Source organism: Paraburkholderia sp. CI2 (assembly GCF_014201055.1).
GTDB classification, from domain to species: Bacteria; Pseudomonadota; Gammaproteobacteria; order Burkholderiales; family Burkholderiaceae; genus Paraburkholderia; species Paraburkholderia tuberum.
This window is the reverse complement of the sequence record NZ_JACHDL010000001.1, coordinates 284,520-298,093: the sequence shown is the minus strand read 5'-3', so window position 1 is coordinate 298,093 and position 13,574 is coordinate 284,520. Positions and strand designations below refer to the sequence as shown.

At 62.6% G+C, this 13,574-nt stretch carries 10 protein-coding genes; 7 read left to right on the top strand and 3 right to left on the bottom strand.

The annotated features are described in order from the left end of the window. Positions 1–94 precede the first annotated feature (94 nt). From HDG32_RS01330 to HDG32_RS01300, 7 genes are all read left to right on the top strand, one after another. Entirely contained in the window at positions 95–949 is an 855-nt protein-coding gene (locus HDG32_RS01330; protein WP_184062621.1) for an SDR family NAD(P)-dependent oxidoreductase, read from the top strand. 663 nt (positions 950–1,612) lie between these two features. Then, a complete protein-coding gene (locus HDG32_RS01325) occupies positions 1,613–2,746 on the top strand; it encodes an alpha-D-ribose 1-methylphosphonate 5-triphosphate diphosphatase (RefSeq protein WP_184063358.1) in 1,134 nt (377 codons plus the stop codon). Between the two features lie 65 nt (positions 2,747–2,811). Continuing rightward, a complete protein-coding gene (locus HDG32_RS01320; RefSeq protein ID WP_184062620.1) occupies positions 2,812–3,711 on the top strand; it encodes a phosphate/phosphite/phosphonate ABC transporter substrate-binding protein in 900 nt (299 codons plus the stop codon). 173 nt (positions 3,712–3,884) lie between these two features. Further along, positions 3,885–4,568: a phosphonate ABC transporter ATP-binding protein gene (locus HDG32_RS01315; RefSeq protein ID WP_260335483.1), complete on the top strand. Its 684-nt coding sequence runs from the start codon at positions 3,885–3,887 to the stop codon at positions 4,566–4,568. After that, complete coding sequence (gene phnE, locus HDG32_RS01310; protein WP_184062617.1) at positions 4,565–5,365, top strand: phosphonate ABC transporter, permease protein PhnE; 801 nt, start codon at positions 4,565–4,567, stop codon at positions 5,363–5,365. The genes HDG32_RS01315 and phnE overlap by 4 nt, the downstream gene beginning before the upstream one ends. A 114-nt stretch (positions 5,366–5,479) precedes the next feature. Continuing rightward, complete coding sequence (locus HDG32_RS01305; protein ID WP_184062615.1) at positions 5,480–6,142, top strand: DapH/DapD/GlmU-related protein; 663 nt, start codon at positions 5,480–5,482, stop codon at positions 6,140–6,142. Between the two features lie 184 nt (positions 6,143–6,326). Further along, complete coding sequence (locus HDG32_RS01300) at positions 6,327–7,343, top strand: aldo/keto reductase (RefSeq protein ID WP_184063356.1); 1,017 nt, start codon at positions 6,327–6,329, stop codon at positions 7,341–7,343. 131 nt (positions 7,344–7,474) lie between these two features. Here the strand turns inward: HDG32_RS01300 and HDG32_RS01295 are convergent, their stop codons facing one another. From HDG32_RS01295 to HDG32_RS01285, 3 genes are read right to left on the bottom strand one after another with little or no spacing between them, the layout of a single operon-like run. Further along, the gene (locus HDG32_RS01295) at positions 7,475–8,944 is read right to left on the bottom strand and encodes an efflux transporter outer membrane subunit (RefSeq protein ID WP_184062613.1); all 1,470 of its coding nucleotides are present in this window, start codon (positions 8,942–8,944) and stop codon (positions 7,475–7,477) included. Beyond that, positions 8,937–10,124 (bottom strand): efflux RND transporter periplasmic adaptor subunit, encoded by a 1,188-nt coding sequence (locus HDG32_RS01290; RefSeq protein ID WP_184062611.1) that lies wholly within the window; start codon positions 10,122–10,124, stop codon positions 8,937–8,939. Before HDG32_RS01290 ends, HDG32_RS01295 begins: the two co-directional genes overlap by 8 nt. After that, positions 10,114–13,305: an efflux RND transporter permease subunit gene (locus tag HDG32_RS01285; protein WP_184062609.1), complete on the bottom strand. Its 3,192-nt coding sequence runs from the start codon at positions 13,303–13,305 to the stop codon at positions 10,114–10,116. Before HDG32_RS01285 ends, HDG32_RS01290 begins: the two co-directional genes overlap by 11 nt. Between the last annotated feature and the right edge of the window lie 269 nt (positions 13,306–13,574).

Genomic DNA, 13,574 nt, shown 5'->3' with positions numbered 1-13,574 from the left:
CCCGGCCGCGCGACCTATCGACGTACCTGCCGTTTGGCGGTCTGCTTGTGAGGTGGCGGGCTGACGTTTTATGACGTATCAGAAAGGACTATTGATGACACACTTTACTTTCACCCCCGGAGCCGTCGCCGTCGTGACAGGCGGCGCTGCCGGCATTGGACTCGCCTCGGCGAAGCGGTTCGCGCAGCTCGGGCTTCGCGTGTGCATTGCGGATCTGGGTGAGGACCGCCTGGCGCACGCGAAGCAGGCGATTGCCAGCGTGGCTGCTGAAGGCGCGAAGGATGTACTGGCCGTCGAGACGGACGTCAGCCGCCTCGAAGACCTGGTCCGCCTCGAAGCAGCCGTTCGGGATCGCTTCGGCGGCACGGATATCCTCATGAACAATGCGGGGATTCAACCGGGTAGCGCCATGTTCGGAGCGGCCGCTAACTGGGATCGGGTGCTCGACGTCAACCTGTGGGGTGTCATTCGTGGCACTCAGACCTTCGTGCCCGCGATGATCGCGCGCGGACGCCCGGGCCTCGTCATTAACACCGGTTCGAAGCAGGGCATCACGACGCCGCCCGGCGACCCGGCTTATAACGTCTCCAAGGCCGGCCTGAAGGCGTTTACCGAAGCACTGCAGCACGAGTTGCGCAATACGCCGGGCTGCCGGATCAGTGCGCATTTGCTGATTCCTGGCTTTGTGTTTACGGAGCTTGCCGCTCAAGGTCGTACCGAGAAACCGGCGGCTGCCTGGACGCCCGAGCAGACTGTCGATTTCATGATCGAGCGACTGGGTGCCGGCGATTTCTACATTCTGTGCCCCGACAACGATGTGCCTCGCTCCCTCGACGAGCGACGCATCCTTTGGGCTGCGGGAGACATTGTAGAGAATCGCCCGGCGCTATCGCGTTGGCATCCGGACTACGAGCAGGCGTTCGCAGCGTATATCCGGAAGAACGACTGACTTGCCCGCCCCGCAAATCGTAAGTGGAAGATGGGAGATCGTAGAGATTCCAAGGTGGCGACAGAGCGAAAGCTATCCCGATCCGTCGGTGGAGGTCCTCGATCCGCGCTTTCTGAAATATCGCATTACCAATGCCGCAGTGGAGCGCCTTGCGACTGGAATGCGCTTTGAGGCAGCCGGCTTCAGCATTGCGACTGCCCTCGATGCTCATCGACGACGAATGGCGTCCACTTGCGATGCCCGTGACCACCTCGTCAATCAAGAATCTGTTCGATCTGCCGCTCCATTACAACGTCTACTCCGCGCTCGATTGAAACGCTCGGTGTTTGTTGTCGGTCGCTGTCATGGTCTTGTCATTCCGGTCGGGTGAAATGAATTCGCAGTCGTGCATGGTAGAGCGCGGACCGTGATGAAGCCATCACGGTCGTGCTCGCGGAATCGGCCGGGTGGATCTTTCCCTAAACATCTAGACGTTTAGACGAAAGCGCGGCCAGCAACCGCTTTCTGGGCCGGCAGGAAACGCCCATGAAGCACGAGCGTCGCTTTCTGCCGGGCGGAGCGTCGAGATCGCGGACGCAACAGCACGACTCATCGCGTCGAATCACGACCAACGCTGCGTCGTACAGCAGCACGCTAAAGCCGACACACATACGGAGCATGTCGATGCTGATCAGGAACGCTCGCGTCGTCACGCGGGACGAGGAATTTACGGGAACCTTGCGGATTGAAAACGGTGTCATTGTCGACCTTGAACGGGGCACGACGTCGGCGGCCGAAGCCGAAGACTGGAACGGTGACTATCTGTTGCCGGGCCTGGTCGAACTACACACAGACAATCTCGAGAAGCATCTGGCGCCGCGGCCGGGCGTGAGATGGAATATTGACGCGGCGTTGGTGATTCATGACGCACAGGTGGCCGCGGCGGGCATCACAACCGTATTCGATTCGCTCAGGATCGGCGCGCGTTCGGACGTCGACATGCACAGCCGGGATCTTCAGACGCAGTGCGTGGAGGCACTCGCGCGCCTGTCCGCGTGCGAGTTGCTGCGTGCCGAGCATTTCCTCCACCTGCGCTGCGAAATCGCCGCCCCCGACGTCGTGAATGTATTCGATTCGCTGTGCACACATCCATTGCTGCGGCTCGTTTCGGTGATGGATCACACGCCGGGCCAGCGCCAATGGCACGATCGGGATCAATGGCGTCGCTGGCAGGAACGGCACGGCAAATTGACCGACGAACACTTCGCCGCAGTGATTGCTGAGCTTTCAGACGGACAGGAACGTTTCGCCGACCGGCACCGTCGCGAGATCGTTGCGCGCTGCATGGAGCTCGGCGTGCCGGTGGCGAGCCACGACGACACCGTAATCGAGCATGTTGAACAGGCAGCGGCCGAAGGCATCGTCCTGGCGGAATTCCCAACCACCCGCATCGCCGCGCAAGCCGCACGCGAACACGGCATCGCAACGATTATGGGCGCGCCCAACGTCGTAAGAGGCGGATCGCACTCGGGCAACGTCTCGGCAATCGAACTTGCAGAAGCCGGACTGCTCGACATCCTGTCCTCGGACTACGTGCCCTCGAGCCTGTTGACCGCCGCCTTCGAACTGGTCGGCAAGGCCGGCTGGACGCTGCCGCGCGCGATGGCAACGGTATCCGCGCAACCCGCGCGCGCAGTCGGGTTGGACGACCGCGGCGCGATCGCCCCCGGTTTGCGTGCCGATTTTGTGCGCGTGCGGATGCACGATGCGCTGCCTGTCCCCCGCGCGACGTATCGGGCAGGCGAGCGCGTCGTCTGATGGACGGAACAAAGCAATCCGTTGTTGAATCGCCTGGCATGTACGAAACATAAATTGAGGAAAATATGAAGGTCTCTAAAATTCTATCTGCCGCGGCTCTGGCCGTGAGTTTTGTCTCCGTTACGGCACATGCAGCTGGTACGTGTCCGAACGATGGCGTGGTTCGCTTTGGTGTCGAACCATACGAATCGGCCCAGCGCATGCTGCCGGTCTATACGGATCTCGCCAGGATGATCGGCGACAAGCTTGGCTGCACGGTGCAACTTTACGTCGCAACCAGCTATAACGCCGAGATCGAGGCAATGCGCAACAACAAGCTCGAATTCGGCGAATTCGGTCCCCTCGGCTACGTGCTCGCGCACCAGGTCGCGCACGCTGAAGCCGTCGCCACGTTCGCCGGCGAGCAGGGCAAGCCGGCCACTTACTACGCCTCCATCGTCACGTGGCCCGGCTCGGGCATCAAGACGCTGGGCGACACCAAGGGTCGCTCGTTCGCTTACGCCGATCCGGCGTCGACGTCCGGCCATCTGTTTCCCGCCTTCGGACTGAGCAAGAACGGCATCGATCCGGACAAGGGCGTAAAAGCAGTCTACGCGGGCAGCCACACGGCGTCGTTCGAGGCGCTGCGCAACCACAAGGTCGAAGCGGGGGAGCTGAACAGCGAAGAAATCGCCAGCGCCAAGCTACACAACGAATTCGATCCTGCGGCTTACGTGACGCTGTGGAAATCGGAACCGATTCCGCTCGACCCGCTGGCCGTGCGCGGAGACTTGCCGGCGGATTTCAAGGCCCGTCTGGCAAGTGTGCTGAGTTCGCTCGATCTACGCCAATTACCGGAAGCCGATCAGAAGTTCCTGGCATCGAACGAGAACCCGGAACTGAAGACGGTGCCGCAGACGGATGCTGCTTATAACCAGATCCGCGATCTGGTTTCGACTCTTCACATCGACCTGGCAAAACTGTGAGCACTCTGTCCAGCACCTCGGGCGGCGTCCCGATAGATTCGGCGAGCCGGTTTTCAGCCGGCGTGTCGAGCCTACCCGGAGCAGCACTCCATACGACGCGTGGGCCCGGCGTAAAGCTGGCTGTCCGTGATCTGACGATGCGTTACGCAAATGGCCACACTGCGCTGCGCGGCATGAATGTGTCGGTCCACGCCGGTGAGCTGGTCGTGGTGCTGGGCAGCAATGGCAGCGGCAAGTCGACCTTCATGAAGTGCGTGGTCGGACTGAATCGGCCGACCGCCGGGTCGGTCGAGGTGGCTGGGCGCGATCTCGCCGCACTGTCGGGCAAAGCTTTGCGTGAGGCGCGTCTGCCGCTTGCGTTGATCTCGCAGAACGCCAATCTCGTGAAGCGGCGCAGCGTGCTGGCGAACGTCTGCTGCGGCGCGCTCGGCCGACACCGGACGCTGGCAACCGCGCTGGGTCGGGTGCCTCGCGAGGAGATCGATCCGGCGCTGTCCTATCTGGACGAGGTCGGCTTGCTGCATCTGGCGCGCCAGCGCGCCGGCACGCTTTCGGGCGGACAGGCGCAGCGCGTGGCGGTGGCCCGCGCGTTGGCCCAACGTCCTCACGTCTTGCTCGCCGACGAGCCGGTCGCCAGTCTGGACCCCGAAGCGGCCGACGAAGTCATGCGGCTGCTGCGCCGCCTCGCCGACGAGGAAGGTCTCGCGGTGGTGTGCGTACTGCACCAGCCCGAACTGGCGACGCGATATGCCGACAGACTGATCGGTCTGCGCGGCGGCCTGCTTGAATTCGATCGGACGGCGTCGGCCGTCTCCCGTCAACAGATCGCGAGCCTTTATTTGGCCGAGGCGTCATGAGCAAGGTTCTTGAAATGCGTGCATCGACGGGCTCGTCGAGCAGCCGGACCATCTGGTCGGTGTGTGCCGCCGTCGTGCTGTTCGCGCTGTTTGTGCAGGCGTGGATCGTCGTCCAGGCCCGTCCGCAGGATCTGGTTACCGGTGCCCACGGTATGGTCGACATCATTTCGCGCGCCGTGCCGCCGGCGTTCGATCAGTTCGTCCCGAACTTGTGGCCGGTTCTCGAAACGATTGACCTGGCGATTTTCGGCACGGTGTTCGGGGTGCTGCTCGCCTTTCCGCTGTCGATTCTGGCGGCCGCGAATGTCACACCGGCGCTGCCCCTGTACTACGCCGCGCGCGCGCTGATCGGCGTCACCCGGGCAGTGCCCGATCTGGTCTGGGCACTGTTGTTCGTCACGGCGGTCGGGCTGGGGCCGTTTCCGGGCGCACTTGCGCTTGCGGTCCATTCGGTCGGCATGCTTGGGCGGCTGTTCGCGGAAGTAATCGAAGACATGGATATGGGCCCCGTCGAAGCGTTGACGCTGACCGGTGCAGGGCGCCTGCAGGTGTTAAGCCATGCTGTCGTGCCGGGCGTGTTGCCCTCGCTGCTCGGCATTGGGCTGTTCCGCTTCGACGAAAACCTGCGCTCGTCGCTCGTGCTCGGCTTTGTTGGAGCAGGCGGAATCGGCTTCCAGTTGCTGACTGCAATGAACCTGTTCCAGTACCAGACGGTGTCGTTCCTGTTGATCGCCACCTTCGTCCTGGTCGTCTGTGCCGAACGCGTTTCCGCTTACCTGCGCAGCCGTGTCACCTGAACGCGGGCCGCTCACCTGCGTCGCCGTCGCTCTACATGCCCTGGCGCGATCGTCATGGGAAGTGCGCAGCCGGCGGCCCAGGGCTCTCCTCATCATTGAAGCACGAGAATCGATATGTTGATCAATCATGGCGTCGGCGTCGATCCGTGGGCGCTCGGTCGCGTTCTGTCGGAGCATCCGGAAATCCATCCAACGGCGGTAGTTCGCGCCAGCGACTTTGGCCGTTACACCTATCTCGGTCCGCGCAGCCATGTCGCCGAATCCGTCATCGGCGACTACGGCTATGCGATGGGTGACAATCAGATCGCCCACGCACTCATTGGCAAGTTCGCCAATATCGCCACCGGCGTACGCATCAACCCGCCCAATCATCCTTCGTGGCGTGCGACCCACCATCACTTTACCTATCGCTCACGATCGTACGGATTGTCCCTCGACGACGACGCTGACATCTTCCAGTGGCGGGCCCAGGAGCCGGTCGAGATTGGTCACGACGTGTGGCTCGGCCACGATGCCATCATCATGCCCGGCGTGACGATCGGCACTGGCGCCGCGGTCGGCTCAGGAGCCGTTGTGACCAAGGACGTACCGCCGTTCGCCATCGTCGTCGGGGTGCCGGCGCGGGTGCTGCGTTTTCGCGTCGACGCGCGCACCTCGGAGCGCATGCAGCAGATAGCCTGGTGGGACTGGAGCGCCGAGCGCATTGACGCGGCATTGGCCGATTTTCGTGGGCTCACGGCGGCCGAGTTCGTGGAGAAGTACGACGGGCAAAAGTGAATGAATGGCCAAGCGGCCGTTTCTCCGCGACGGGCGGAGCCTTGCACGGCCCTAATGGTGCGTTGCCCAGACGAGGGTGCCAACGGTCGTCGCTTCAATCACCTGGTCTCGACGTGCCCGTCTCTATGGATGTGTCACGTGGAATTCCCAGGTTAGATCCTTCAAATTAACGGAACAGTCTCAAATGGAATTTCGCCAACTTGGCCGCTGCGGCCTCAAGGTTTCGACGCTGACGCTTGGGACGATGCTGTTCGGCGATCCGACCGACGAAGCAACCGCGGCACGCATCGTCGACCAGGCGCATGAACAAGGCGTCAACTCGATCGATACCGCCGACGTCTACGCTGGCGGTGAATCGGAGCGTGTCGTCGGGCGTTGCATCGCCGCCCGGCGCGATCGCTGGGTGCTGGCGACCAAATTTGCCAGTCCATTCGGCGATGGTGACGTCAATGCGCGCGGCGCGTCGCGCAAACACATGGTGCGAGCCGTTGAGGCCAGCCTCAAGCGCCTGAAGACGGACTATATCGATCTGCTTTACCTCCACGCTGAAGATCACGACACGCCGGTCGATGAAACGGTGCGCGCGCTAAATGATCTGGTCCAGGCCGGCAAATTGCGCTACTACGGCCTGTCGAACCATCGCGCATGGAAGATCGCCGAATTCAGTCATACCGCCCAGGCACTGGGTCTCGCTGCCCCGGTAGCCAGTCAGCCGCTCTACAACCTCGCGAATCGGCAGGCCGAGGCCGAACAGCTGACAGCTGCGCACCGTTACGGCCTCGGCGTGATTTCGTACAGCCCACTCGCTCGCGGCGTGCTGACCGGCAAATACGAATTGGGCGTGACGCCCGCGGCCGATACGCGTGCAGGGCGCGGCGACCGCCGCTTGCAGCAGGCCGAATGGCGGCCCGAATCATTGGAGCTGGCACGGCGCGTTCGCGAGCATGCAGAGGCGCGTGGACTGAGTGCGGGACAATTCGCACTCGCGTGGGTGCTCAACAGCAGCTATATCAGTTCAACCATCGCCGGACCACGCACCGCGGCGCAATGGGACGATTATCTGCCAGCTTTGAGCTACCGCCTGAGCGCCGAAGACGAAAACTTCGTCGACTCGCTCGTCACTACTGGCCACCCTTCGACGCCCGGGTTCAATGATCCCAAGCATCTTTTCTTTGGGCGGATTCCCCGTCACGGTTCGTAAGCCGGACACGCGCAGGAGAATTTCCAGAGTCGCGGCATTCCGAAGAGGTTCCGCCACATCGGACTGCTACGCGTGCTATCGACAGCGTGCGCAACCGGCTCACCCCTCCCGCTTGCGCCCTGTGCAGGCCTTCAATTTGCGCCCTGTGCCATCGTTGTCGCGACGAGTGCCCGCGTGGCAGCCACTTGGGCGAGTTCATCGCTCGACCATCCGCCGCCCAGCGCATGCAGCAGTTGCACGTTGGCACTTAGCTGGCGTGTCTGGATATCGAGCACGCTGCGTTGTGCTTCGAGTGCGACGGTCTGCGCCTGCACGACATCGAGGTAACCTACAGTGCCTTGGCGATATTGGCGCAACGCCAGATCGACCGAGTACTGCGCGGCATTCGCGGCATCCTTTTGCTCGCCAAGCGCGGTGCCGAGATACGACAGCAGCGCAAGGTTGTCTTCGACCTGCTGGAATGCCGACAGAACCACGCTGCGGTAGCGGTCTCCGGCTTCCTCGGTTGCCGCCTTCGCGGCATCGAGTTGCGCATGACGGTAGCCGCCGTCGAAGACGTATTGCACGAGCTGCGGGCCGATCGCCCAGAACAGATTGGGCGCGCTAACCAGTCCAGCATAGGCGGCGCTTTGCACACCACCCTGCAAGCTCAGCGTGATGTCCGGGAAATATGCCGCGCGCGCGACGCCAATCTTTGCGTTAGCCTCGGCAACCCGGCGTTCCGCTGCTGCGACGTCGGGGCGACGTTGCAGCAGCGTCGAGGGCAGGCCGGTTGGAATCGCCGGCAACGCGATGGCGGCGGTCTGCTGCGGCAGGCTGAATTCGGACGCGGAAGTGCCGACCAACACGGCAATCGCGTGTTCGATGAGCGCTCGTTGCGCGAGATTCTGCGACAACTGGGACTTCGCCGACGACAATTGCGTTTGAGCCCGCGAAACGTCGAGGCCCGCCACGATCCCGCTGCCATGCAGCGTCTGCGTGAGTTGCAGCGCTTTCGCATACGCCATGACCGTCTCGTTCAGCAGCTCGGTCTGCTGGTCGAGGCCCCGCAAACCGATGTAATTGTCTGCGAGTGCCACTTGCAGGGCCAGTTTCACCGAAGCCAGATCGGCTTTGGTCGCCTGAGCCTCATCCTTGCCGGCCACCACGGAGTCACGCACGCGGCCCCACAGGTCGAGGTCGTAATTGACTTCGGCGCCGAGCGTGACGGAGTTGTAGTCGTTCGGGCCGCCCACGCGCAACGGCCGGTCGTCGGACTGGCGAACGCGCTGCGGCACGGCGCTTGCGCTGATGGTCGGATACAGTCCCGACGCGACCTGCGCGACGAAAGCCTGCGCTTGCGCATAGTGCGCGTACGCGGCGCGCAGATCGGTGTTGTTTGCCAGTAGACGCGCTTCGAGATCGTCGAGTTGCGCGTCGCCATATATTTTCCACCAGCCGTTACGGTCTATCCGGTCGGCAGGCTGAGCGGCGGTCCAGGGACCAACGGTTTTGTATTGCGCCGCTATCGGCGCCGAAGGCAGCTGATATTGCGGCGCGAGCGAGCAGGCGGATAGCGCCAGAACGCCCGTTAAAATCGCGACAAGTCCAGGCTTAACCATGTGCGGTCGCCTTCCTGTCAGTGGCCGGCGCAACCTGCACGCCGTCGCCGTCGGCGAGTCCATCGGGCGGCGTATCGATCACGCGATCGTTGGCGGCGAGTCCCGAGCCGATCTCCACCGAGTCGCCCAGATCGCGGTCGATCTTCACCTGCTTGAACAGTACGTGACCGTTCGCACCGAGCGTGGCGACCACGACGCCGCGGCTATCGAACACGAGCGCGCTAGCTGGGACCCGAAGTGAATCGGCGGACGCGGGCAACGTGAATTTCAGGCTGGCGAAACCGCCCGGCAGCAGCTTGCCGTTGGCATTGTCGACCAGCAACTGCACCAGCGTCGTTCCCGAACTCGAATTGACGGAGTCTGCCGCTGCTATCACGCGCGCGGTGAAATGCTGGTCGGAGTACTCGGGAACGGTCAGGGTCGCGGTCGTGCCATCGTGGATCGCGGGAGCGTAGTTCTGCGGTACCTGAACATACACACGCAATTGCTTGACCTCGGAGACCGCGAACAGCTCCTGGCCGACGCCACCGCTACCGGCGTTCACCAGCGCGCCGACGTCGGTGTCGCGCGCGGTCACCACGCCGTCGAACGGCGCGACGATCCGCGCGAAGGCCTTCGTAGCGACGAGGCGATCGACGTTGGCCTTCGCGGCCGCCACGATCGCCTCCTTCGCGGTGTAATCAGCAGTGCGTTGGTCGACGTCCTGCTGGGCCACGGAATCGGTGCCTCTTAGCGCCTCCCAGCGCTTCGCCGTCGTACCCGCTACGACGGCATTCGCCTGCGCGCTCTGCAGATCGGCGCGTGCCTGAAGGAGCTGCTGGTCAAGCTCGGGTGTTTCGATTTCGGCGAGCACTTGACCCGCCTTGACCGGCGCGCCGATATCGACGCTCCATGATTTCAGGTAGCCGCTGACCTGCGCGAAAATCGGCGCCCGCGTGAACGCTTCGAGCCGGCCGGGCAGTTGCAGTGAAGGTCCGTTGGGGTCGCGCATGGGCTGGATCAGATTGACTGTCGGTACGGCCTGAGCCTCCGTCCAGGTTTTCAGCTTGCGGGCGTCGACGGCTCGCAGCGCGACACCGCCAACGACGATGCCTAAGGCGACCAGCAGGCCGATCACACCCGCAACCCGAAGCGGACGGCGCGATGGCGTATTAGTGGGAAAAGCGGATTCAGACGACATGTGCAGGATCTCCCGGGACGGATGCTGGGGTCGCCGCGCGCCCTGGGCGCGCGTGAACAATACAGAAGATGACGGGGACCAGGAACAGCGAAGCCGTGGTGGCAAACATCAAACCGCCGATCACGGCGCGGCCGAGCGGCGCGTTTTGCTCACCGCCCTCGCCGAGAGCGAGCGCCATCGGCGCCATGCCGATCATCATGGATAGCGCGGTCATGAGCACCGGGCGAAAGCGCGTAAAGCCCGCTTCGAGCGCCGCCTTTAACGGATCGCCATGGACGGCAAGACGTTCGCGGCAGAAGCTGACGACCAGAATCGAATTGGCAGTCGCCACCCCCATGCACATGATCGCGCCAGTGAGTGCGGGTACGGAGAGCGTCGTGTGCGTCGCGAACAGCATCCAGACGATACCCGCCAACGCCGCCGGCAATGCGCTCACAATCACGAACGGATCGGCCCACGACTGGAAGTTGACGACGATCAGCAGATAGATCAGCACCACTGCGCCAAGCAGGCCGAACAACATGCCGGCAAAGGCGCTGTTCATCGTCTGCACCTGACCCAGCAGCGCGATGCTCGAGCCCTTCGGCAAGGTGCTGGCGTTCTGGTGCACGACGCGCTGGATATCGGCCGACACCGCGCCGAGGTCGCGGTCCTGGGTGGTCGCGAAGATCTCGACCATGGGCTGGATGTTGTATTGGCTGACGACTTCGTTGCTGGTGGTGCGATCGACCGTTGCCAGACCGCCGAGGATCTGGGCGGTGCCTCCACCGCTGGCGGTGATCGGCAGATTTTGCAATGCTGCTAGTGAATCGAGACTGTATTGCGGCGTTTGCATCACGATCGGATACGACACGCCGTTCGCGTTGTTCAGCCAGTACGTGGGCGCAACCTGGCTCGAACCTGCGAGGTTCACCACCATACTGTTCGTCACGTCGCGCTCGGTGATGCCGAGTAACTGTGCACGCGTGCGGTCGACATCGACGTTGAAGGTGGGGTTGCCGTGCGACTGCGCGATCCGTGCATCGACCACGCCGGGCACGTCGCGGACCGCGCGCAGCAGACGGTCTGCATACGCATAGTTGGCGTTCAGGTTGTTGCCGCGGATCTGCAGGTCGATCGGCGCCGGCGAGCCGAAGTTAAGGATCTGACCGATGATGTCCGCCGGTGGAAAAGAGAACGTGACTCCAGGGAATTCGCGCGGCAATCGTTCACGCATGATGCGGACATACTCGTCGGTCGGACGATGCCCTTCGTTCAGCGCAATCTGGATGTCGCCGTCCTGCGAACCGACCGTCCCGGTGTTGTTGTACGCGGTATTGATGCCGCTGACCGGCAGACCCATATTGTCGACCACCGTGCCGAGATCGGATGGCGGGATGATCTGCCGGATTGCGCCTTCGACATTCGCGAATATCTGCGCGGTCTTTTCGACGCGAACCCCGACTGGTGCGCGCACATGCATCAGGATCTGCCCGGCATCGACCGCCGGGAAGAAGTCGCGGCCGAGCAAGGGCGCGAGGGCGAACGAGAGCGCGACGAAGCCGAGGAAGCAACTGACGAACGGACGCCGATGGTTCAGCGCGAGTTCGAGTAACCCGCGATACACGCCACGCACCGTTTCAAAGCGTGCTTCGAAGCCGCGCTGGAAGCGTCCGAGCGGACCCGGACGCTGCGCCTCATCGGCATGCTCACCCTGCGCATGCGGTTGCAGCAGGTATTTGGCCATTGTCGGCACGAGGGTTCTCGAGAGGATGAACGACGAGATCATCGCGAAAATGACGGCCTCCGCCATCGGCACGAACAGGAAGCGCGCCACGCCGTTCAGGAAGAACATCGGCACGAACACGATGCAGATGCACAGAAGAGAAACGAACGCGGGTGTGACGATCTGCGCGGCGCCATCGAGGATAGCGGTCTCCACCTCCTTGCCGTGCTCGAGATGCCAGTTGATGTTCTCGATCGTCACGGTCGCATCGTCGACAAGAATCCCCACCGCTAACGCGAGACCGCCGAGCGTCATGATGTTCAAGGTTTCGCCCAGTGCGGAGAGCGTGGCTATCGAGCCAAGGATGGCCAGTGGGATCGAGGTTGCGATGATGATCGTCGAACGCCAGCTGCCGAGGAACAGCAGAATCATCAGGCTGGTGAGCACGGCAGCGATCACGCCTTCGCGTGCCACACCGGTGATGGCTGCGCGCACGAAGATCGACTGGTCGCCGATCGGCTCGACATTCAGGTTATCGGGCCACGATGCTTTCCCGTTGGCGATTTGCTGTTTGATGCCGGAGATGATCCCGAGCGTCGAAACCGAACCGTTCTTGAGTACCGACATCAGCACCGAACGCCGGCCGTTCACGTGAACGATATTGGTTTGCGGCGGACTGCCGTCGCGAACATTCGCAATGTCACGAATCGCGACCGTCGTGCCATTGACCGCCTTGACCGGTAGATCGCCCAAGGTCTTGATTTCCGAGGGCGCGTTGTTGAGTTGCAGCGTGTATTCGTAGTCGCCGATCTTTTCCGTGCCGACCGGCGTGATCAGGTTCTGACCCGCCAGGGCATTGGCGACGTCCTGCGCGGATAAGCCGCGCGCCTGCAGTGCCGCAGGATCAATGTCAATCTGCACCTGGCGTGTCTTGCCGCCGAAAGGGTAGGGAACCGACGCACCGGCGACAGTCGTGAGAACGGGACGCACCGCATTCAGACCGAGGTCGCCCAGCTTCTGCTCGGACAGCCCCTTGCCGGATAGCGCCAACTGGATGATCGGTACGGTCGACGCGTTGTAATTGAGGATCAGCGGCGGCGTAGTGCCCGCGGGCAACTGCCGCAACTGAGTTTGCGCGACCGCGGTCACTTGCGCGTTCGCCGTGCTGATATTCACGCCCGGCTGGAAGAAGATCTTGATGATCCCAAAGCCAGCGACCGATTCCGCCTCGATGTGTTCGACATCGTTCACGGTGGTAGTCAGCGTGCGTTCGAACGGCGACGTGATCCGACCGACCATCTGGTCCGGCGGCAGCCCCGTGTATTGCCACACCACGCTGATCACCGGGATTCTGATATCGGGAAAAATGTCGGTGGGCGTCTTCATCGCGGACAGTGGCCCGATGATGAGGATGAAGATCGCGAGGACGACGAAAGTGTAGGGGCGTCGGAGCGCGACACGAACTAGACCGAGCATGAGAATTCCAGGGCTTGGAGGAAACGTAAGAGCATCTTGGAGCGATCTCGCGCGATGTACGGCCGACCTCGGCCGCAGTTCTGAAGCCTGACACACTCATAAAACACGGTTGAGCCAGCGACATGTTTGGCTGTGACGGATGGCGCAACGTTTGAGAGGGCCATCGAGGGTTCTCGTGGCTCGTTTCAGACGGCATTCAAAGGGTTGGCTGCGTTCTAAAGGCGAGGTCTTCGCGTTACTGCCGTATCGTTCAGGATGATCGTCACTTA